The sequence below is a fragment of the Klebsiella sp. P1927 genome (genome assembly GCF_018204675.1).
In the GTDB taxonomy this organism is placed as follows: domain Bacteria; phylum Pseudomonadota; class Gammaproteobacteria; order Enterobacterales; family Enterobacteriaceae; genus Klebsiella; species Klebsiella pneumoniae.
The window spans coordinates 3,408,539-3,430,287 of the sequence record NZ_CP073377.1 but is presented as its reverse complement, the minus strand read 5'-3'; the positions used below and the strand labels follow the sequence as shown (position 1 = coordinate 3,430,287).

Sequence of the window (21,749 nt, the reverse complement as noted above, 5' to 3'; positions counted from 1 at the left end):
TGGGAGCGCATTATATGTGCATTCCGCTGAACAGGTAAATCAGATGTGTACGAAATCACATTTTTTTCCCTGTCGCCTCGGCTGCCGCGGTCCGGCAGGCGGCCGAAGCATCGCTCGCCGCGCGGGTAACGGGCGGTTACTCTTCCAGCAGCCGGGCCTGCAGCGCGGCGCGAACCGGCGCGGTAAGCTGGTACTCTGCCGCCAGCCAGGCGTCGACGGTGCCATAGCGCTGGTGAATAGCCGACAGCGCGGCGGCGAGATAGGACTCTTTTACCGTCAGAATATCCGCCAGGCTTTGGCGCCCTTGGGCAGTGAGGTCGTTGCCGAGCAGCTCCAACATCCAGGCCTCCACCTGCGTCAGCATGCCGTGGGTAAGGAGATACTCCTCCATCACCGTTTCGCTGTCGCAGCCGACGGCGAACAGCGTTAACGCGCAGCCGACGCCGGTGCGATCTTTGCCGACCGCGCAGTGTTGCAGTAAAGCGCCTTCAAAAGGCGTGGTCAGCCAGGCGGCGAGCTGGCGATAGGCCGGGTTGTTAAACGGCAGCTGGCGGTAGAGTTGCAGCATAAACTGCTCGCCGTTCAGCGCGTTAAGGGTGGCGGCATTCAGCTCGGTGACCTTCGCATTTACCTCGCTCACCGGCGGATTGGCCGGCGCGTTAAGATAATGGGTAAGCGGGCTAAGCTTGTCCGGAGTACGGGCTACCTCTCCGGGGTCGCGATAGTCGAGCACCCGGCTGAGCGGCAAAGTATCGAGGTGGTTGAGATCCTCCGCCGTTAACCGGTTTAGCGCGCCGGATCGCAATAGCTTGCCGCTGCGGACGCGGCGTCCATCGGCGGCAAGCTGGCCGCCCAGGTCGCGAAAATTGATGCCGCCCTGCAGGGATAAAAAAGCCGGGTGTCGCGATAGGCTGCTGGTCATGGGACTCCTTATAAATACGTACAGAATAACCGTTTGAGCGCGGGTTTCCGGCTCGTCTGACAAAGACCTTAGCACAAGCGCCGCGGTGGAATTTACCGCAGGCCGTGAAAAGTGTGTCATTTGCTGGCATAATGTCTGCTGTATCACACCCCTCATACTCTTTTTTCAGGATATCCCCGTGCTAGTATCCAGCAACGTTACCATGCAGTTTGGCAGCAAGCCGCTGTTCGAAAATATCTCCGTTAAATTTGGCGGCGGCAACCGTTATGGTCTGATCGGCGCCAACGGCAGCGGTAAATCGACCTTTATGAAGATCCTCGGCGGCGATCTCGAACCGACGCTGGGCAACGTTTCTCTCGACCCGAACGAGCGCATCGGTAAGCTGCGTCAGGATCAGTTCGCCTTTGAAGCGTTCACCGTGCTGGATACGGTCATCATGGGCCACGGCGAGCTGTGGGAAGTGAAGCAGGAGCGCGATCGTATCTACGCCCTCGCTGAGATGAGCGAAGAAGATGGCTACAAAGTGGCCGACCTGGAAGTCAAATATGGCGAAATGGACGGCTACTCGGCGGAAGCGCGCGCCGGCGAACTGCTGCTCGGCGTCGGCATTCCGGTTGAACAGCATTATGGCCCGATGAGCGAAGTCGCGCCGGGCTGGAAGCTGCGCGTCCTGCTGGCGCAGGCGCTGTTTTCCAATCCGGATATCCTGCTGCTCGATGAACCGACCAACAACCTGGACATCGACACCATTCGCTGGCTGGAGCAGACGCTGAACGATCGCGACAGCACCATGATTATCATTTCGCACGACCGTCACTTCCTGAACATGGTCTGCACCCACATGGCGGATCTGGACTACGGCGAGCTGCGCGTGTATCCGGGCAACTACGACGAATACATGACCGCGGCCACCCAGGCGCGTGAGCGTCTGCTGGCGGACAACGCCAAGAAAAAAGCGCAGATTGCGGACCTGCAGTCCTTCGTTAGCCGCTTCAGCGCCAACGCCTCTAAATCGCGTCAGGCCACCTCGCGCGCGCGCCAGATTGACAAAATCAAGCTGGAAGAGGTTAAAGCCTCCAGCCGTCAGAACCCATTTATCCGCTTCGAGCAGGATAAGAAACTGTTCCGTAACGCGCTGGAAGTGGAAGCCCTTACCAAAGGCTTTGATGAAGGTCCGCTGTTCAAAAACGTCAACCTGCTGCTGGAAGTGGGCGAAAAGATCGCCATTCTGGGCGCCAACGGCGTGGGTAAATCCACCATGCTGAAAACCCTGGTAGGCGAACTGCAGCCGGACAACGGCAGCGTGAAATGGTCTGAAAACGCGCAAATCGGCTACTACGCGCAGGACCATGAGTACGAGTTCGAAAACGACCTGACGGTCTTCGAATGGATGAGCCAGTGGAAGCAGGAAGGCGACGACGAGCAGGCAGTACGCAGCATCCTCGGCCGTCTGCTGTTTAGCCAGGACGATATCAAAAAGCCGGCGAAGGTGCTTTCCGGTGGCGAGAAAGGGCGCATGCTGTTCGGTAAGCTGATGATGCAGAAGCCAAACATCCTGGTGATGGACGAACCGACCAACCACCTGGATATGGAGTCGATTGAATCGCTGAACATGGCGCTGGAGATGTATCAGGGCACCCTGATCTTTGTCTCCCACGACCGTGAGTTTGTCAGCTCGCTGGCGACCCGCGTCCTGGAGATCACTCCGGACCGCGTGATCGACTTCAGCGGCAACTACGAAGACTACCTGCGCAGCAAAGGTATCGAGTAATCCCTGTCCGTTACCCGGGTAGCGGCTACGCCTTACCCGGGCGACACGCGGTGCCGTTTTTTTGTCTGGTGGCGGCTAACGCCTTACCCGACCTACGGTTCTTGCGACCTGCCTTTAATGTCTTCACCGCGCTGGCTGAAACTGCCGGTGTTGGTGGCCTCAAAATCGCTGAGACGTTCCCGGAAGGCCGGGGCAGCCCGCATGGATGCGGCCTGAGGGCCGTGTTTTGCACGGACGCTGCCTCGGCCCGACCCGAAGCCTGCAGGGATAAGTCGAAGGTACCACGAAGTGGCGATTTTGGCGGCCAGAGCCCGGGGTACAGGGGCGGCGGCGACTGGCCGCCCCCTGTACGCTCCCTGCGCCATGAGAGACATAACGCAGAAGAAATATCGGGAGCGCAATCTGCTCTGAAATAATAAAAAAGAACTGTTTTTCCCGGACCAAAACCGTTGCAAACCGAGAACAGTAACCAAGGTCCGTACGGCCTGCTTTTAATTTATTTACCATGCTGGCTGAAACTACCGGCCTATGGTCAGAACCTCCACTCCGTTCCTTCAACGCCATTCACCAGCAGCTTACGCTTTTCTCCTACCGGTAATGACAGCTTCAGCGCTTTCCACGCCGGGCGATAGTTGCCGCGGGCGTTGATATCCAGGTTTATGCTGCTGGCGCTGCAGGTCATTTCCCACTCCAGCCAGAGCGCATCCCCCTGTTTATAGCCCCAGCTTTCGCCGTCGTCTTCAAACAGCAGACCGCGGGTTGAGCCGGTACCTTTCAGCGGGAACAGCTGCAGTTCGCGACGATCGTCTTTTTGCGCATCGACATGGCTGATACGTTCACTAAGCGGCAGACCGGCGCCGGCGCGGACCAACAGCGGCAGTTTTTCCAGCGGCGCGTCCAGCGTCACCCACTGGCCGCCGGCGAACCACTGATGGCTGTAGAAATCGTACCAACCGGCCTGATTATCCGGCAGCCATACTTCACGCTGGCGGGCGCCCGGCTCGACCACGCTGGCCACCAGCAGGTCGCGGCCCAGCAGGAAGTCATCGCATTCGGCGAAGGTCTGCGCATCGTGCTGGTGATCGAGGAAGGTCGGGCGCAGCATCGGCTCATCATCAGCATGCGCCTGCCATAGCAGAGTGTACAGATAGGGCAACAGGCGGTAGCGCAGCTCAATGGCTGAGCGGATCGCCGGGGTGATTTCCGGGTACATCCATGCTTCGTTTACCGTCTGGTCGTCATTCCACGAGTGAATGGTAAAGCGCGGATGCATGACGCCATTTTGTACCCAGCGCACAAACAGTTCCGGCTCGGGTTTATCGCCGGAGAAACCGCCGACGTCGTGGCCGACGTTAAACAGCCCGGAAAGGCTCATCCCCAGGCCCATGCGGATGTTATAGCGCAGCGTATCCCAGTTGGTGCGGTTGTCGCCGCTCCAGGTCTGTACGTAGCGCTGCATCCCGGCGCAGCCGGAGCGGGAGATCAGATATGGGCGCTTTTGCGGCGCAAAGCGCTGCTGGGCTTCCAGCGAGGCGCGCATCATCAACAGCGGCATCACCGGGCGAATATGTTTGATGGCGATTTCACGGCCAAAGCCGTAGCAGCGGGCTTCGCCGTCCCATACTTCGTATTCGTTATTATCGTTCCAGGTCGAATCGATGCCCATCTCCAGTAGCTGGGTGGTCACGCCTTCCTGCCACCAGGCCACGGTTTGCGGATTGGTGAAATCGAGATGCGACCCTTCATCATCCCAGAAGCTGGAACGCTCCGGAGCGTCAGTTTGCGAATCGCGAATGAAGAGACCGCGCTCCGCCACCTCGCCGTAGCGCGGGTGATCCTGCAGCAGGCACGGTTTGATATTGGCGGCCAGCTTCAGCCCGGCATCGTGAAACGACTGGCTCATCACTTTGGGCTGCGGCACCTTGTCGTAGTTCCAGTTAAAGACGTAGCGCTTGCCGTTGATTGAGGTATAGCCGGAAGAGAGCTGGAACGAATCGCAGGGGATCGCGTGCTGCTCGCACAGGCGGATAAAGTTCATCAGCTGATTTTGCGCATCCGGCGCGTCGGTATAGTGCATGGTGGAGCCGCTGTAGCCGAGGCTCCATTTGGGTCCAAACAGCGTTTTACCGGTCAGGCGAACGAAGGCTTTGGTCACATCCAGCACCTGCTTACCGGTAAACAGGTAATAATCGATGTCGCCGGCTTCCGCCTGCCAGCGGCGATAGGCGGTGTGGTAGTTGTCGATCTCGTTCCCCAGATCCAGCCAGCAGCTGCTCAGGTTGTCATAGAACAGGCCGTAGCTGATATCGCTGCGCTGGGTGATGGTGAACGGAATATGTTTATACAGCGGGTCAGTGCTGACGGCGTTGTAGCCCATGGCATCGAGGTTACGCATCTCGTAGCGTTTACCGGTGCGCTGCAGGTCGCCGGCCTTTTCGCCCAGGCCGTAGAAACGCTCGTCTTTGCGGCGGCTCAGATAATGGGCGACGCCGTCGCCGTGGGCATTCGCCAGGTAGGCGCTGGTCGGACGGTCATTGGCAAGCGGCTGCCATTCGCCGGCCTCGTCGCGATAGCTCCACTCCAGCCACAGCGGCTGGTGAACGGTGACGCGCAGCTGGCGGGTGGCGATAGTCAGCGTATCGCCCTCCTGGGCCAGCTGCCAGGCCGGGAGACTAAAACCGCTGAGGTCATCCCGGGCGCGGCCTTCCCACGGCACATCCTGCTGCGGAGCGATGCTCCAGGTGCGATCCAGCGCCAGCTGGCCCTGGCGTTTTAGCAGGACGCGGAACAAATTCTCTTCCAGTACGTACAGGCACAGGGTGTGCTGGCCATCGACCGTCAGTTCAACGTGATGCTCCAGCTGTTGATGCAAACTCCAGTGTTTCAGCGTCTTCATATCTTACATCCACTCTCAGGCGCGCTTGGCGCGACGTTCAGCAATAAATGCCACCAGGAAAACGGCGCCAATCAGGTCAAAGAAACCCATGGCGATGAATAGCGGGTTGAAGCCGATTTTGTCGGCGGTCACCCCGATTAATAACGAGAACAAGAAGCTGGCGATCCACGCTGCGGAGCCGCGCATACCGTTGACCGTCGCCATTTGTCCCTTGTCGAAAGACTCCACCACCAGCGCGCTGAGCATGCAGGAGATGATCTGATGGCCGAAGCCGCCAATGGAGATCAGGATGATGGTGATATAGGGATCGCGGGTGATGGCGACGAGGGCCAGGGAGAGCATCAGGAACGCGCCGGTTACCGAGCTGGCGATCACCGAGTTCACTCGCGTACAGCCGAACCAGCGAACATACAGGCGGGTGAGGTAGCCGCTGACCACGCTGCCGAGATCGGCGGCGAGAAACGGCAGCCAGGCGAACATGGCGATCTGCTTCAAATCCATGCCGTGCTCTTTCGCCAGGTACAGCGGCACCCAGAAACTCAGCACCGCCCAGGCGGGCTCGGCCATAAAGGCGGGAATGGCGATCCCGTAGAAACGTTTATTTTTCGAGACGGTTTTGAGCGCGGTAAAGAAGGGCTGTTTTACCGGCGGGGCTTCGTTATCCTGTTTGATGTACTCCAGCTCGCTTTTGCTGAGATTGGGGTGCTTTTCCGGGGTCTGATAGAAGGCCCACCATAGTACTACCCACAGTAGCGCCAGCGCGCCGGTAAACATAAACGCCCCTTGCCAGCCGAAGGAGGCGTGGGCGAAGTAGATGATCGGCGGGGCCAGCATCGCGCCGATGGAGAACCCAACGCCAGCCCAGCCGGCGGCGATTGGCCGTTCAGATTTCGGAAACCATTCGCCGATGGTTTTGGCGTTGGCCGGAGTAGCGGCCGCCTCGGCCCCACCCATAAAGAAGCGCAACATAGCCAGGTGCAGCCAGCTACCGGCCCCGGCGTGGGCGATACAGGCCAGCGCCCAAAGGGTGGCGCAGATCATAAAGCCAAGCTTCAGGCCGATGACGTCGATAAGCCAGCCGCACAGCGGCTGGAAAATCGTGTAAGCCAGCTGAAACGCGCCGACGATCCACGAGTATTGTTCGGTAGTAATGCCGAGGGTCGCTTTCAGTTCCGGCGCGATAATTCCCAGCGAGTTGCGTGTGATGTAGTTGACGGTAACGCCAAGTAAAAACAGGACCAGCACCCACCAGCGCAGGTTTTTCACTACCCGGCGCGTTTTGCTGACAGCGATATCATTGTTGAGGCCTTGACTCATAGCACACTCCACAAGACGTTTGTAGGGGGAAAGTGACGGTCTCTTTCCCTGAGTGGTCACGTAGATTTATTAACTATTTGAATAGTCTATTTTTAATCTCAACATCATTGGTATAACTAGTATGGGAGATGTTGGACCAATTCAGGCTAGGGCAGAAAAATCGTCTGGCAAAGCGCTATTTATGCAAGTTTTTTCATGAAATGAGCGAGATCGCATATTTGACAGCGGAATTTGCTTGTAACGTGTGCTTTGGCGATTATGAAAATTCTTTCATTTTTCAATCGGAGCTGGATCACAAAATGGATAAAAAGCTGCGCGTCGCCGAAATTGCCGCCCGCACCGGGCTATCGCCCAGCACCGTTTCACGCGTCCTGGCCGGGAAAGCGAATACCAGCGACAAGGCGCGCCGGGCGGTGCTGGACTGCGCCCGCGAGCTGGGTGTCATGCAGGGGTTGGCCGCCGGGCGTCTGCTGCTCAATCATCTGCTGGTGTTTGCCCCGCAGCGCGCATTCGATGAGCGATCGGATATCTTCTACTACCGGGTGATCCAGAGCATCAATAACGCGCTGGCGGCGCATGAAGTGCGCCTGCGCTACTGCGCGCTGGATGAGAACGACAGCGACGCCAACCTGTTTCTTGCCCGCATGAATGAACCTGAGACCCAGGCCGCGGTGCTGCTGGGGATCGACGATCCGCATATTCATGGCCTGGCGGCGGATCTGGGCAAACCCTGCGTATTGATCAACTGTCGGGATGAAGGGATGCGGCTGCCGTCCATCGCTCCCGATCATCGGCTGATCGGCCAGTGCGCAGCCCGCTATCTGTTTGATATGGGGCATCGGGCGGTGATGAACGTGATGTGCCTGCGCCGCTATACCATGGAGCTGCGGCTGGGGGGGATTCAGGAGGCGTGGCGCGCGCGTAATCTGCGCTTTACCGCCAGCCGGGATCTTATCAGCGTCGCCAACTTTAGCGCCAGAGAGACGGAAGAGCAGGTGGGCGCCTGGCTTGACGGCTTACAGGGCAGGCCGTTGCCCACCGCCTTCCTGGTGGGCGGCGATTTTATGGCCGCCGGCACCGTCAGCGCATTGCAAAAGCGTGGCCTGCGGGTGCCGCAGGATGTCTCGGTGATGAGCATTGACGGATTTAATCTGGCGGCGATTCAGGAGGTGCCGCTGACCGCGGTGCATGTGCCGCGGGATGAACTGGGCAGCGAGGCGGTGCATCTCCTGCAGCAGCGCCTGCTGCGCCCGGAGGCGCCGCACGGCTCGCTACTGCTGCATGGCACGCTGGTGGTACGCGATTCGGTACGGCGGATCCGGCCGGGCAAAGGCCATACCGCCGTCGAGCCGCAGGGGCTGTATGACGATTAGACCGGCATACCCAGCGCCCGTTTGCCGTGGATATTCAGATCCTCCAGGGTGAAGCGCCCCTGCCAGCTGGCTTCATAGTCCTCGCGCGGGAAATCCCCCGGCGAGGCGCCTTTTTCCAGGGCGATTTTTACTTTCTGCGCGTAGGCGAGGTTCTTCTCGCACATCGGCGCGGCCGGAATGTACATCACATTTCCCCAGCCCTGCTGATTTTCCACCGGCGCCACCGAGTGAATGATGTCGCAGTGCCACCAGACGGAGTCCCCGGCATTCAGCGCTGGAATCGAGCTTAACGCTTTAATTAAGAGCGGGTGCCACTGCTCAGAGATCGGCAGCACTCTGCCCGGCGCAACGCCGCACAGCTCATCTTCCGGCACATCGTCGAGCAGGGGGCGCAGCAGCACATAAGCCATCGCCTCCGGGATCGGCACCACGTGCAGCAGCCCCTGACCCGGGATCATGTCCGACAGCGCGGTCCAGCCCTGGAAGGTGCGGAACACCGAGCATTTGGTGGTGTTGTCGACGGTATACTCTTCCACTTCGGTACGGTGCGCGGCGTCCCACGGGTCGTAGGCGTCGATATTGCCATTAAAAACGTTGGCGAAAACCTGCTGATAGGCGGGAAGCAGCCAGCGCTCCAGCGCGCCGGAATCGGTATGCGCCCCCAGCCCCTTCGAAGTGGTTCCCGGCGGGCGGCGGCGGATGCGGTCGGGATAGATCACGCTGACGTCCGGATCGAACCAGCGTTTGCCATTCTGTTCAAAACGCCACAGGCGGTTGAGGAAAGATTGCACTGCCGCCATTTCATCGCTCTGCCGCGCCTGCATTTGCGAGGGCGACCAGTAGATCGGGTAGATCTCCGGGCGCGAAGCCTCCAGCGAACCGAAGAAGCTGTCGCCAGGCCCTTTGTAAACATCGTCGAAATGGTTGCGATCCAGATATTCCAGCATCGCGGTATCCCACGCCAGCGCCTGTTCGCGTGGGAAGTGGCCTTTAATCACCGCGCAGCCACGGCGCTTAATGGCCGCGCGCTGCTCATCGCTCACTGTTCCTTCGGCGATATCGCGGAACGGAATGGTTGGCCAGACCTCCTGGCCTGCGGCTTTCAGTGTCTCAATCTCCTGCAACCGCTCGCTGATGCGCGCTGAGAGCTTATCGAACACCGCCTGGACGTCGCCAATTTGCGCCCGCAGGGCCTGTTTCATCTGGCGAATCGCCGCTTTGTGATCGGCGGGAAGTGTTTCGTGGGTCGGGAGAGCAGCCATAATAACCTCGCTGTATCTTTCATTCGAAAGTATGAAATATTACAAACGTTAATTTAAGTTAAAATGGAGTTAATGCAAGTTTAAAATCTTGCTGCGGCGCACAAAATGGAAAACCGGGGCGCGATGCCCCGGCGAAGGGTCAGGCGTTGAAGGGCGGGGTGTTATCGAGGACGGCCTGGATAACGTTCAGCGCGCCGTCATGGTTATTATCGTCGGTAGCGTAGCCGGCGATGGCCTTGATGCTGTCGGCAGCGTTACCCATGGCGAAAGCGTATTTCACCAGCTTCAGCATTTCGGCGTCGTTGCCGCTGTCGCCGATGGCGACGCATTGCTGCGGCGAAAGATCCCAGCGCTTGAGCAAACGGCTGATGCCGTTGGCTTTATGCAGGCCAGGGATAATCAAATCGACAAAGCCAAAGCCGCTGGTGACCGGCTTCATGATGCCGTCGAGCGACACGTGCAGTTTATCAATCAGCTGTGGGATCTCGCTGTCCGGCAGGTTGAGAGAGAATTTAAACAGCGTATCGTCGATGGCGTGATAGTCGCTCACCCGCTGTAGGCGATGGTAGTGCTTCGACATCAGCTCAACAAAGGCGTCCGGAGCTTTATCGCTGACGTAGGCGCTCTGCAGGCCGCAGGCGACAAAGTTGAGCTGCGGATCTTTGAGCAATTCGCCAATCACCACTTGTGATTCGTGGCGGGTCAGTTCGCCGTGGAACAGCTGCTTGCCATGTTCATAAACCAGAGCGCCGTTTTCTGCGACGAATGAAATCTGCTCGCGAATTTCCGGGAAAAATGAGATCAGCTGATAGTACTGGTTGCCGCTGGCGACAACAAATTCCATACCTTGCTGCCTGAGCTGCGCAAACTGGGCGAGGAAACGCGGGCGGTCGTACTGCTTGGCGTCATTGAGAAAAGTTCCGTCCATATCGGTGACGATAACTTTAACGGTCATAAGAGAGTGCTCCTGGCTTAACTTCGACCAGTAACATTCTAATTACAATGTGATGGGGAGCACAAATTTATTTCGAATGAAAGTTCAGGCATTCAGAAAATGCCGGAAGGGCATGTCTTTTCCGGCCTGCAGAACAGGATTGGCCCGCTAAGCATAGCGCCAGCGGGCACGAAGGATTACAGCGTATGTTCGGTACGGGCGATAATATCGTCCTGGGTATCCGGCGACAGGGCGGTGAAGAACGCCGAGTATCCAGCGACGCGGACCACTAAATCGCGGTACTGGTCAGGATGTTTCTTGGCTTCCAGCAGCGTGTCGCGCGACACGATGTTGTACTGGATATGCCAGCCTTTGTGCACCTCGAAGAAAGTGCGCAGCAGCACCATCAGCTTCTGCTTATCGGACTCGTTCTCCAGCGTTGACGGATTCAGCTTCTGATTAAGCAGCACGCCGCCGAGGATCGCCCCGGTCGGCAGCTTGCCCACCGAACTGATAACCGCCGTCGGCCCCAGATGGTCGGTACCGGAGGCCGGGCTGGCCCCCTCCGCCAGCGGGGTATGCGCTTTACGGCCATCCGGCGTCGCCATGGTCTGCGCGCCGAACGGGACGTTAGCGGAAATAGAGGAGGTGCCAGCGTAATAATTGCCGCCAATCGGGCCGCGGCCATAGCGCGGATTGTGATACTGCTTCAGCTCGTCGATATAGGTCTGGTAGGCCCGCGCCAGCAACTCGTCGACGCTGTCATCATCGTTACCATACTTCGGCGCGCCGTTGATCAACCGCTGGCGCAGCTGCTCGTGGGTCAGACCGTCGAAATCTTCCGCCAGCGCCTTCGCCAGCTCCTGCTGGCCGATGGCGCCCTGATCGAAGACCAGTTTTTTCACCGCCGCGAGGCTGTTGCCGAGGTTGGCGATACCCACCTGCAGGCCGGAAACCCAGTCATACTTCGCGCCGCCCTGCTTAATGCTTTTCGCCCGTTCGATGCAGTCATCGACCAGCGCCGAGCAGAGAATATCGTGGACGTTATCTTCCAGCATGGTATCGACCACGTACTCAATCTCGATGGATTTACGGGTGTAGTAACGAATCTGGCGGTCCCAGTCGGCCAGCACCTGATCGAAGTTAGCGAAGTTGCCTTTCGACAGGGCGTGCTCCTGCGGCAGGAACACCTGACCGCTGGTGGCATCGCGGCCGCCTTCCAGCGTCGCCAGCATCACCCGCGCGAAGTTAATAAAGCTCATGCCGGTGCAGCGGTAGCCCCACTTACCGCCGACCGCGGTTTCGATACAGCCGATAGCCGCGTAATCGTAGGCGTCCTGCGGCTCAATGCCCAGCTTAATGAATTCCGGGATGACGATTTCATCGTTGTTAAACGCCGGCATGCCGAAACCGCAGCGGATCACCTGGACGCAGGCGTCGAGGAAGTCGTTGCTCATCCCGGCGTGGTAGCGCACGCTGAGGTTCGGCTGGGTAGAACGCAGGCGACCACAGGATTCCAGGATCGCATACGACAGCGGGTTGACCGCGTCCTGCGGCTTACCATCCACCAGATTCTGGCCGCCGATGGTGACGTTCTGGTATAGCGGGCTGCCGGCAGAGGCTTTGGAGTGTGAGCCGGAACGGATCTTATTGACCTCCAGCAGCTTCAGCCAGCAGCTGTGCAGCAGCTCAATGGCCTGTTCGCGATCCAGCGACTGTTGCAACTCAACGTCGCGGCGGTAGTACGGGTAGAGGTACTGGTCCATACGGCCGAAGGATACCGAATGGCCATTGGATTCAATCTGCAGGATAAGCTGAATGAAGTAGCACAGCTGCAGCGCCTGCCAGAAGGTTTTCGGCGGCTCATGGGCGATGACGTCGCAGTTTTCGGCAATCGTCAGCAGTTCGTGGCGGCGTGATTCGCGGGATTCTGCTGTCGCCATCTCGCGCGCCAGCGCGGCGAAGCGTTTGCTGTGATCGCTGACCGCTTCCAGCACGATATCAATCGCTTTCAGGAACTGCTCGCCATGCAGGTCTTCTAGTACCGTCAAATTGATACGCGAGCGGCGTTCGGCGACTTTCGCACGCATCCCGTCGAGCCCTTTCTCCAGCAGCAGGGGGTAGTTGACCGCGAGGTGAGCATCCCCGGAGGTCATATTGCCTTCCGCCTTAATAATGCCGGTGGCGAGCAGCGCCTTTTGCTCATCGGTGAACATACCGTAGCAGCGGTCTTGTACGGTCTGGCCGCGCCACCATGGGCACACTTCATGCAATACGCGTTTATTCTCCTCGCTGACCGAGAAGCCGGCGCCGGGGCGGTCGGCGAGATCGTCGATCTCTTTCTCAATCCAGCTGACGGTGTATTCCGGGAAAATAGGCGCGGCGCGCACTTCGCTGGCCTGGTTACCGACGATCAGCTCATCGTGCTTGATCCAGATGGTGCGCTCCGCCAGGTGGTGAGCCAGCGCCAGCGCGCGGCGCACCGGGATCGGTTTATCGAGATGCCGCTGATACATCTCCGTATAGTGGCGGGCGCGCTCGGTACAGACCGGCGGCTTGACGATATGCACCAGCGCCATTTTATGGGCCTGGATACGGGCGCTGAGGGTGTTGAGCTTCAGGGTAGTCATAGGGTTATCCTCGTAATATCGCCGTTAGCCCCTTGCTTTGCGCATAATCCTGCGCGAAGGCGAGCAGCTCAGGAGCATCCAGCGGTTTGTCCGGTGCGGTGTAGGGCTGACTGAGTAACTGGTATTTGTTCATTCCCAGCGTGTGGTACGGCAGGTAATGGATCTCGCTGACCTGCAGGCGGTCGGCGGCAAAATCGGTGATCGCGGCAATGTCGGCTTCGCTGGCGTTGAATCCCTGGATCAACGGCACGCGAATAATCATTTTTTTCCCCGCCAGCGCCAGACGCTGCAGGTTATCCAGCACCCGGCGGGCGCTGCCGTCGGTCCACTGCTGAAAAACGGCCTCGTCAACGTGCTTCAGATCGGCGAGAAACAGGTCGACAAAGGGTAAAGACGGTTCAATGTATTTCCACGGCACGTGCAGGCAGGTTTCCACGGCGGTGTGAATGCCTGCCTGATGACTGGCTTCGAACAGCGCTTGCGCCAGCGTTGGGTTCATAAAGGGTTCGCCGCCGGAAAGAGTGACGCCGCCGCCGCTGCGATCGTAGAATGGTTTATCACGCAGCACCGTCGCCATGATCTCCTCGACGCTCTTCTCCTCGCCGCACACCGTGAGCGCGGTGGTGGGGCAGCAGTCGCGCAGCGCGGCGATATGGCTGTCGTTAACGTTTTGCCGGTGAATGATCAGGCCATCGAGGGTGCGGGTGATAACCGCCGGCGCCGCCTGCTGGCACAGCTCGCAGCCGGCCAGGCACAGCCGCGAGTCATACAGCAGATCTTCGCTACGGGCGCGGCTCTCCGGGTTCTGGCACCAGCGGCAGCCCAGCGAGCAGCCTTTCAGGAAGACGACGGTGCGGATCCCTGGGCCGTCATGGGTGGAATAGCGCTGGATGTTGAAGATCATGGCTTATCCTCTTGTTTGCGTATGAACATAAAAACACTTTCGAATGAAAGTTATGTTGACGCAAATCAACAAGCGGGATGGGGATAAGTCAGAGAGGAGAAAATAACGAGAGCGGTCACAAAACCACCGGCGACTCTCGTCGCCGGTGTGAGGGTCAGTGCGAGCCGCATACCTCGCACTGCGGGTGACGCATCAGCCTCATTTCGCGAAACTGGCAGGTCATGGCATCGTAGATGACGATTTTTCCGCTGGCAGGGGTGCCGTAGCCGCTCAGCAGCTTAATCGCCTCCATCGCCTGCAGCGAACCGATGGTGCCCACCAGCGGGGCCATTACCCCGGCTTCGACGCAGGTGAGGGCATTTTCGCCGAACAGACGGCTCAGGCAGCGGTAGCAGGGTTCGCCATCCTGATAGGTAAAGACGCTGATTTGCCCCTCCATACGGATCGCCGCTCCGGAGACCAGTGGGGTTTTGTGCTGAAAGCAGCCGACGTTAAGCTGGTTGCGAATGTCGACGTTGTCGGTGCAGTCGAGCACCAGATCGTGATCGGCAATCTGCGCCGCCAGCGCGGTCTCATCCAGCAAGGCATTGAGCGGGACCAGACGGACGTGCGGGTTAATGCGCGCCAGCGCCTCGCGGGCGGAATCCACCTTCGGCTGGCCGAGGGTGGCGTCGCTGTGCAGCGTCTGGCGCTGCAGGTTGGAGAGCGAGACAGTGTCGAAATCGAGCAGGGTGAGCTGCCCGACCCCGGCGGCGGCCAGATACTGCGCGGCGGCGCAGCCGAGCCCGCCGAGGCCGACCACCAGCACGCGAGCGGCTTTTAACCGCTCCTGGCCGTCAAAATCAAAACCGCGCAAGACGATCTGCCGGTTATAGCGCAGCATCTCTTCATCGCTCAGCTCAACGGTCATTACAGCCCCCCAAACAGGTGACTGAAGGGTTCGACCTCGACCCATTCGCCTGCTTCAACATGGCCGCGCTCACGCTCCAGCACGATAAAGCAGTTGCCGAGGCTGAAGGAGCTGAAAATGTGCGAGCCCTGATGGCCGGTGGTGTTCACCACCAGTTCGCCGTCCGGGTTACGCTGCAGAATACCGCGCTGAAAATCGAGGCGGCCAGGCGACTTTTTCAGGCGCGTGGCGGCGCGGACCCGCAGGCGGGGCGCCTGAAGCGGGCCGTGCTTGCCCGAGAGTTTCGCCAGCAGGGGTTGCACCAGCTGACAGAAGGTGACGGTGGCGGACACCGGGTTACCCGGCAGGCCGCAGAACCAGCTGCTGCTGAGCTTGCCGAAGGCGAAGGGTTTCCCCGGCTTAATCGCCAGCTTCCAGAAGCCGATCTCCCCCAGCTCTTCGAGGATAGTTTTGGTGTAATCGGCTTCACCCACCGAGACGCCGCCTGAGCTAATGACCACATCGGCCTGCTGGTCGGCGGCGATAAAGGCGTCGCGCAGCTTCGCCGGGTCGTCAGGAATAATGCCCAGGTTAATGACCTCGTAGCCCAACTGCTGCAGCATCAGGTGCACTGCCAGGCGGTTGGTATCGTAAATCTGGCCGTCGCCGAGCGGTTGACCCGGCAGCTGCAGCTCATCGCCGGTTGAGAAGACCGCGACGCGTACCTTGCGCACCACCTCGACCTCGGCAATGCCCAGCGAGGCCAGCACCGGCAGCTCGGCCACCGTCAGGGGTGTCCCCGCCGGGAAGACCACCGCGCCTTGGGCAATATCTTCTCCGCGGCGGCGAATATGCTGCCCGGCTTTTACCGGCGCGATAAAGCGCACACCGGCCTCGGTCTGTTCGGTCTCTTCCTGCATCACCAGCGCATCGCAGCCTTCCGGCACCGGCGCGCCGGTCATGATGCGGATACAGGTGCCCGACGGCCAGGCGTCGTTGAACGGCTGGCCGGCGAAGGCCTTACCGGCGACCGGCAGCGCGGCGCCGTCGCGAAGGTCGTTCAGCCGGACGGCATAGCCATCCATCGCCGCGTTATCAAAGCCGGGCACGTCCAGCGGGGAGACGATGTCATGGGCGGTCACACGCGAGAAGGCCTGCAACAGCGGTACAGTTTCCGTCGCGTTCAGCGGCGTAATACGATCGAGCATCTGGGCGAGGGCTGTGTCGAGCGGCATCAGTCCGGCGGTAAAATCCATGGGTCACTCCTGCGGGCAAAACAGCGAAAACGCCTATTATGGCAGAAAAGCGGCGCGGGCTGTATGCCACCTGGGTACGAGGCTTTACATCGCCCGCCGCTCTTTCTATATTCAAAAATTGTATAAGACATTCAGCAATATAATGATATCAATACCCTTATTCATGACGTGACCGGCGCCGCGCCGCGGTACGACAGGGCAGGGGCGATCCACTTCATCGTTAAGGACTGGCGAAATGGGCAAGGCGGTTATAGCAATTCACGGCGGCGCAGGGGCGATTTCTCGCGCGCAAATGACGCCGGAGCGGGAGCGAGAGTATGTGGCGGCGCTGTCGACTATCGTCGAAAGCGGGCAGAAAATGTTGGCCGCGGGCGCCAGCGCGCTGGATGCCGTGACCGAGGCCGTTCGGCTGCTGGAGGAGTGTCCGTTGTTCAACGCCGGAATGGGCGCGGTATTTACCCGCGATCAAACCCACGAGCTGGACGCCTGCGTAATGGACGGCTACAGCCTGCAGGCGGGCGCGGTAGCCGGGGTCAAACATTTGCGTAATCCGGTGCTGGCGGCGCGTCTGGTGCTGGAGAAGAGTCCGCACGTATTACTGATCGGCGAGGGGGCGGAAAATTTTGCCATCTCCCACGGGATGGCGCGCGTGTATAACGATCTCTTTTCCACTCCTGAAAGGCTGCTGCAGCTGCAGGAGGCGAAAGCGGGCGGGGAGATTATCCTCGACCACCACGCCGCTCCCCTCGACGAACGCCAGAAAATGGGCACCGTCGGCGCGGTGGCGCTCGATCTGGCCGGCAATCTGGCGGCGGCGACCTCCACCGGCGGCATGACCAACAAACTGCCCGGACGCGTCGGCGACAGCCCGCTGCCGGGCGCGGGGTGTTATGCCAATAATGCCAGCGTGGCGGTCTCCTGTACCGGCACCGGCGAAGTCTTTATGCGCACCCTGGCGGCCTACGATATCGCCGCCCTGATGGAGTATGGGCAGCTTAGTCTCTATTCCGCCTGCGAGCGGGTGGTGATGGAGAAACTGCCGGCTCTCGGCGGCAGCGGCGGGCTGATAGCCGTCGATCGCGAAGGCAACGTCGTTTTACCGTTTAACAGTGAAGGCATGTACCGCGCCTGGTGCTATGCCGGCGATACGCCGACCATTGGCATTTATCGCGAATAGAACAAGGGAGAGGGCGAGTGTCGCAAACTCACGAAACCGATACCTGCGAAGTGCTGGTGGTGCGCAACCTGAACGTGGCGTTCCGCCAGCAGGATGCGCCGGAGGTGCAGGCCGTGCGTCAGCTTTCCTTCAGCCTGCGCCGCGGCGAGACGCTGGCGATAGTGGGTGAGTCCGGTTCGGGAAAATCGGTGACCGCGCTGGCGCTGATGCGTCTGCTAGACGCGGCCAGCAGCGAGGTGAACAGCGAGGGGCTGTGGTTGCGGCGGCGTAACCGGCAGGTGATCGCGCTCAATGAGCAAACGGACGCTGAGATGCGCCGGGTGCGCGGCGCGGATCTGGCCATGATTTTTCAGGAGCCGATGACCTCGCTGAATCCGGTTTTTACCATCGGCGAGCAGATTGCCGAATCCCTGCGCCTGCACCAGGGGCTGGGGCGCGAAGAGGCGCTGCGCGCGGCGAAAAAGATGCTCGATCAGGTGCGTATTCCTCAGGCGGAAGAGATGCTCTCGCGCTATCCGCACCAGCTCTCCGGCGGCATGCGCCAGAGGGTGATGATCGCCATGGCGCTCTCCTGTCGGCCGGCGGTGTTGATAGCCGATGAGCCAACCACGGCGCTGGATGTCACCATCCAGGCGCAAATTCTGCAACTCATTGCCGTTCTGCAAAAGGAGATGGCGATGGGGGTGATCTTTATCACCCACGATATGGGCGTCGTGGCCGATATCGCCGATCGGGTGCTGGTGATGTATCGCGGTGAGGCGGTAGAGACCGGCAGCGTTGAGGAGATCTTTCGTTCGCCGCAGCACCCGTATACGCAGTCGCTGCTGGCGGCGGTCCCGCGGCTGGGGGAGATGCGTGGCCAGGATCTGCCGCGCCGTTTTCCGCTGCCGGGCCAGCCGCTGGCGGAGAGCGAAACGCCCGATACGGTAGTCGCCGGCGAGCCGATCCTGCAGGTGCGTGACCTGGTGGCCCGTTTTCCGGTGCGCGGCGGGCTGCTCAATCGCGTGACGCGCGAAGTGCATGCGGTGGAGAAGGTCAGTTTTGATCTCTGGCCGGGAGAGACCCTGTCGCTGGTGGGCGAGTCCGGCTGCGGCAAGTCGACCACCGGCCGGGCGCTGCTGAGGCTGGTAGAGACCCAGGGAGGCACCATTACCTTCGACGGTCAGCGGATCGATACCCTCGCCGGCGGCAAGCTGCAGGCTCTGCGGCGCAATATTCAGTTTATTTTTCAGGATCCTTACGCCTCGCTTGATCCGCGTCAGACGGTCGGCGATTCGATTATGGAGCCGCTGCGGGTGCATGGCCTGCTGCGTGGGGAAGCAGCGCGTGAGCGGGTCGCCTGGCTGCTGAAGCGCGTGGGGTTGCAGCCGGAGCATGCCTGGCGCTATCCCCATGCCTTTTCCGGCGGCCAGCGGCAGCGGATCTGCATTGCCCGCGCGCTGGCGCTGAATCCGAAGGTGGTGATAGCCGACGAGTCGGTGTCGGCCCTGGATGTCTCCATTCGGGCGCAGATTATCAATCTGATGCTCGACCTGCAGCGCGAGATGGGCATCGCGTTTCTGTTTATTTCCCATGATATGGCGGTGGTGGAGCGCATCAGCCACCGCGTGGCGGTGATGTATCGCGGTCGCATTGTCGAAATAGGCCCGCGCCGCGCGGTGTTTGAAAACCCGCAGCACCCCTATACCCGTAAGCTCATGGCCGCCGTACCGGTGGCCGACCCGGGCCACCGTCATCCGCAGCGGGTCCTGCTGTCTGATGACGTCCCGGGCAATATTTATAAGCGGGGCGAGGAGATCGCCAGCGTGCCGTTGCAGCAGGTCGGGCCGGGCCACTTCGTCGCCCGCGAATCCGCCGATGTGCTGGGCAGAACATAACAACACATAACGCATCTTTTCAGGAGAACACGATGACACAACCTGTTTCACGCAAATGGTGGCTGGCGCTGAGTATCGCGGCGGCCCTGGCGAGCGCTCCCGCCTTTGCCGCCAAAGATGTGGTGGTGGCGGTCGGGTCTAACTTCACGACCCTCGACCCCTATGATGCCAACGATACCCTGTCGCAGGCGGTGGCGAAGTCCTTTTATCAAGGCCTGTTCGGCCTTGATAAAGAGATGAAGCTGCAAAACGTTCTTGCTGAGAGCTATACCGTGTCACCGGACGGCCTGGTGTACACCATTAAGCTCCACAGCGGGGTGAAATTCCAGGATGGCACTGACTTTAACGCCGAGGCGGTAAAGGCTAACCTCGATCGCGCGAGTAACCCGGATAACCATCTCAAGCGCTATAACCTATATAAAAATATCGCCAGCACCGAGGCGGTCGATCCGACTACGGTCAAAATTACCCTGAAGCAGCCCTTCTCGGCGTTTATTAACATTCTCGCCCATCCGGCGACAGCGATGATTTCGCCGGCGGCGCTGAAAAAATATGGTAAGGATATCGGCTTCCACCCGGTGGGCACCGGGCCTTATAAGCTCGACACCTGGAACCAGACGGATTTTGTGAAGGTCAGCAAGTTCGATGGGTACTGGCAGCCGGGGCTGCCAAAGCTGGATTCTATCACCTGGCGTCCGGTGGTGGATAACAATACCCGGGCGGCGATGCTGCAGACCGGCGAGGCGCAGTTCGCCTTCCCGATCCCTTACGAACAGGCGCCGCTGCTGGCGAAAAACAGCAAACTGGAGCTGGTGGCCAGCCCGTCGATCATGCAGCGCTACATCAGCATGAACGTGACGCAGAAGCCGTTCGATAATCCGAAGGTACGGGAAGCCATCAACTATGCGATTAACCGCCAGGCGCTGGTGAAGGTAGCGTTCGCCGGCTACGCCACCCCGGCGACCGGAGTGGTGCCGCCGTCGATCGCCTATGCCCAGACCTACACCGCCTGGCCATACGATCCGGCGAAAGCGCGCCAGCTGCTGAAAGAGGCGGGCTACCCTAACGGTTTCAGCACCACGCTGTGGTCATCACATAATCACAGCACCGCGCAGAAAGTACTGCAGTTCACCCAGCAGCAGCTGGCGCAGGTGGGGATTAAGGCGCAGGTGACGGCGATGGACGCTGGTCAGCGGGCGGCGGAAGTGGAAGGTAAAGGGCAGAAAGAGAGCGGGGTACGGATGTTCTATACCGGCTGGTCCGCCTCCACCGGTGAAGCCGACTGGGCGCTGTCGCCGCTGTTCGCCTCGCAAAACTGGCCGCCGACGCTGTTTAATACCGCGTTTTACAGCAACCCGCAGGTGGATAACGCGCTGAGCGAGGCGCTGAAAACCACCGATCCGCAACAGAAAACCAAACTCTATAAAGAGGCGCAGGATATTATCTGGAAAGAGTCGCCGTGGGTGCCGCTGGTGGTCGAGAAACTGGTCTCCGCCCACAGCAAGAACCTCACCGGTTTCTATATCCAGCCGGATACCGGCTTTAGCTTCGAACAGGCGGACCTGACGCCGTGATCATGTTCATCTTCATGCGTCCTCTCTCCCGGAATGGGAGGGAGCGATGCTGAATTATGTGATTAAGCGCCTGCTGGGCCTGATCCCTACTCTGCTTATCGTCGCGGTGCTGGTGTTTCTGTTCGTCCATATGCTGCCCGGTGACCCGGCGCGGCTGATTGCCGGACCTGAGGCCGATGCCCAGGTGGTGGCGATGGTGCGCCAGCAGCTGGGGCTTGACCAGCCGCTGCATGTCCAGTTCTGGCACTACATCACCAACGTGCTGCGCGGCGATTTTGGCATTTCCATGGCCTCGCGGCGTCCCGTTGCCAGTGAGATAGCCAGTCGCTTTATGCCCACGCTGTGGCTGACGCTGGCCAGCATGAGCTGGGCGGTACTGTTCGGGATGGCGGCGGGGATTGCGGCCGCGGTGTGGCGCAATCGCTGGCCCGACCGTCTGGGAATGGCGCTGGCGGTGAGCGGCATTTCGTTTCCGGCTTTTGCCCTTGGTATGCTGCTGATGCAGGTGTTTTCGGTTGAGCTGGGCTGGCTGCCGACGGTGGGGGCCGACAGCTGGCGGCACTATATTTTGCCGTCGTTGACCCTTGGCGCGGCGGTGGCGGCGGTCATGGCGCGCTTTACCCGCGCGTCATTCGTCGATGTGCTGCATGAAGACTATATGCGTACCGCCCGGGCGAAGGGGGTGAGCGAAACGAGGGTGGTGCTCAAGCATGGTCTGCGCAATGCGATGATCCCGGTGGTGACCATGATGGGGCTGCAGTTCGGCTTTCTGCTCGGCGGGTCGATCGTTGTGGAGAAGGTGTTTAACTGGCCGGGGCTTGGGCGCTTGCTGGTCGATTCGGTGGAGATGCGCGATTATCCGGTGATTCAGGCGGAAGTGCTGCTCTTTTCGCTGGAGTTTATTCTTATCAATTTAGTGGTGGATGTGCTGTACGCGGCCATAAACCCGGCTATCAGGTATAAGTAA

14 protein-coding genes and 1 pseudogene are annotated in these 21,749 nt (G+C 59.9%); 6 read left to right on the top strand and 9 right to left on the bottom strand.

The genetic code is table 11. The annotated features are described in order from the left end of the window. Positions 1 to 136: 136 nt before the first annotated feature. Positions 137 to 1,052, bottom strand: a pseudogene (locus tag KB892_RS17395) (tyrosine-protein phosphatase). Positions 1,053 to 1,100: 48 nt separating this feature from the next. On the opposite strand from KB892_RS17395, the gene KB892_RS17390 reads away from it, so the two are divergent. Further along, entirely contained in the window at positions 1,101 to 2,693 is a 1,593-nt protein-coding gene (locus KB892_RS17390; RefSeq protein WP_002895876.1) for an ABC-F family ATPase, read from the top strand. A 532-nt stretch (positions 2,694 to 3,225) separates the two neighbouring features. On the opposite strand, the gene KB892_RS17385 is transcribed toward KB892_RS17390, so the two are convergent. After that, on the bottom strand, positions 3,226 to 5,589 hold the full coding sequence (locus KB892_RS17385) for a glycoside hydrolase family 31 protein (protein ID WP_002895882.1): 2,364 nt from the start codon (positions 5,587 to 5,589) through the stop codon (positions 3,226 to 3,228). Positions 5,590 to 5,604: 15 nt separating this feature from the next. Continuing rightward, the gene (locus KB892_RS17380; RefSeq protein WP_002895884.1) at positions 5,605 to 6,906 is read right to left on the bottom strand and encodes an MFS transporter; all 1,302 of its coding nucleotides are present in this window, start codon (positions 6,904 to 6,906) and stop codon (positions 5,605 to 5,607) included. Positions 6,907 to 7,148: 242 nt separating this feature from the next. On the opposite strand from KB892_RS17380, the gene KB892_RS17375 reads away from it, so the two are divergent. After that, positions 7,149 to 8,279 (top strand): LacI family DNA-binding transcriptional regulator, encoded by a 1,131-nt coding sequence (locus tag KB892_RS17375; protein ID WP_004219745.1) that lies wholly within the window; start codon positions 7,149 to 7,151, stop codon positions 8,277 to 8,279. Here the strand turns inward: KB892_RS17375 and KB892_RS17370 are convergent. The 6 genes from KB892_RS17370 to moeA form a co-directional block, all read right to left on the bottom strand. Then, the gene (locus tag KB892_RS17370; RefSeq protein ID WP_002895887.1) at positions 8,276 to 9,541 is read right to left on the bottom strand and encodes a DUF1479 domain-containing protein; all 1,266 of its coding nucleotides are present in this window, start codon (positions 9,539 to 9,541) and stop codon (positions 8,276 to 8,278) included. The two genes, KB892_RS17375 and KB892_RS17370, sit on opposite strands and share 4 nt — an antisense overlap. 139 nt (positions 9,542 to 9,680) lie before the next feature. Further along, positions 9,681 to 10,496, bottom strand: a complete 816-nt coding sequence (locus KB892_RS17365; RefSeq protein ID WP_002895889.1) for a Cof-type HAD-IIB family hydrolase — start codon at positions 10,494 to 10,496, stop codon at positions 9,681 to 9,683. Between the two features lie 176 nt (positions 10,497 to 10,672). Beyond that, on the bottom strand, positions 10,673 to 13,105 hold the full coding sequence (locus KB892_RS17360) for a formate C-acetyltransferase/glycerol dehydratase family glycyl radical enzyme (protein ID WP_002895891.1): 2,433 nt from the start codon (positions 13,103 to 13,105) through the stop codon (positions 10,673 to 10,675). A 4-nt stretch (positions 13,106 to 13,109) separates the two neighbouring features. Beyond that, positions 13,110 to 14,009, bottom strand: coding sequence for a glycyl-radical enzyme activating protein (locus tag KB892_RS17355; protein ID WP_002895893.1), 900 nt, complete (start codon positions 14,007 to 14,009; stop codon positions 13,110 to 13,112). 154 nt (positions 14,010 to 14,163) lie between these two features. Next, positions 14,164 to 14,919, bottom strand: coding sequence for a molybdopterin-synthase adenylyltransferase MoeB (gene moeB / locus KB892_RS17350; protein WP_004151707.1), 756 nt, complete (start codon positions 14,917 to 14,919; stop codon positions 14,164 to 14,166). Then, entirely contained in the window at positions 14,919 to 16,154 is a 1,236-nt protein-coding gene (gene moeA, locus KB892_RS17345; protein ID WP_004151708.1) for a molybdopterin molybdotransferase MoeA, read from the bottom strand. The genes moeB and moeA overlap by 1 nt, the downstream gene beginning before the upstream one ends. Before the next feature lie 235 nt (positions 16,155 to 16,389). On the opposite strand from moeA, the gene iaaA reads away from it, so the two are divergent. From iaaA to gsiC, 4 genes are read left to right on the top strand one after another with little or no spacing between them, the layout of a single operon-like run. After that, on the top strand, positions 16,390 to 17,331 hold the full coding sequence (iaaA, locus tag KB892_RS17340) for a beta-aspartyl-peptidase (protein ID WP_004151709.1): 942 nt from the start codon (positions 16,390 to 16,392) through the stop codon (positions 17,329 to 17,331). A 17-nt stretch (positions 17,332 to 17,348) separates the two neighbouring features. Beyond that, complete coding sequence (gene gsiA / locus KB892_RS17335) at positions 17,349 to 19,208, top strand: glutathione ABC transporter ATP-binding protein GsiA (RefSeq protein ID WP_004151710.1); 1,860 nt, start codon at positions 17,349 to 17,351, stop codon at positions 19,206 to 19,208. Positions 19,209 to 19,240: 32 nt separating this feature from the next. Then, positions 19,241 to 20,782 carry a glutathione ABC transporter substrate-binding protein GsiB gene (gsiB, locus tag KB892_RS17330; protein WP_002892991.1) on the top strand — a complete coding sequence of 514 codons (1,542 nt, stop codon included), beginning with the start codon at positions 19,241 to 19,243 and terminating at the stop codon, positions 20,780 to 20,782. Positions 20,783 to 20,828: 46 nt separating this feature from the next. Beyond that, positions 20,829 to 21,749 carry a glutathione ABC transporter permease GsiC gene (gene gsiC, locus KB892_RS17325; protein WP_002892997.1) on the top strand — a complete coding sequence of 307 codons (921 nt, stop codon included), beginning with the start codon at positions 20,829 to 20,831 and terminating at the stop codon, positions 21,747 to 21,749.

Coding starts and splice junctions, on each gene's coding strand:
- KB892_RS17385 (WP_002895882.1), bottom strand. CDS start 5,589: ATGAAGACGCTGAAACACTGGAGTTTGCATCAACAGCTGGAGCATCAC.
- KB892_RS17380 (WP_002895884.1), bottom strand. CDS start 6,906: ATGAGTCAAGGCCTCAACAATGATATCGCTGTCAGCAAAACGCGCCGG.
- KB892_RS17370 (WP_002895887.1), bottom strand. CDS start 9,541: ATGGCTGCTCTCCCGACCCACGAAACACTTCCCGCCGATCACAAAGCG.
- KB892_RS17365 (WP_002895889.1), bottom strand. CDS start 10,496: ATGACCGTTAAAGTTATCGTCACCGATATGGACGGAACTTTTCTCAAT.
- KB892_RS17360 (WP_002895891.1), bottom strand. CDS start 13,105: ATGACTACCCTGAAGCTCAACACCCTCAGCGCCCGTATCCAGGCCCAT.
- KB892_RS17355 (WP_002895893.1), bottom strand. CDS start 14,009: ATGATCTTCAACATCCAGCGCTATTCCACCCATGACGGCCCAGGGATC.
- moeB (WP_004151707.1), bottom strand. CDS start 14,919: ATGACCGTTGAGCTGAGCGATGAAGAGATGCTGCGCTATAACCGGCAG.
- moeA (WP_004151708.1), bottom strand. CDS start 16,154: ATGGATTTTACCGCCGGACTGATGCCGCTCGACACAGCCCTCGCCCAG.
- iaaA (WP_004151709.1), top strand. CDS start 16,390: ATGGGCAAGGCGGTTATAGCAATTCACGGCGGCGCAGGGGCGATTTCT.
- gsiB (WP_002892991.1), top strand. CDS start 19,241: ATGACACAACCTGTTTCACGCAAATGGTGGCTGGCGCTGAGTATCGCG.
- gsiC (WP_002892997.1), top strand. CDS start 20,829: ATGCTGAATTATGTGATTAAGCGCCTGCTGGGCCTGATCCCTACTCTG.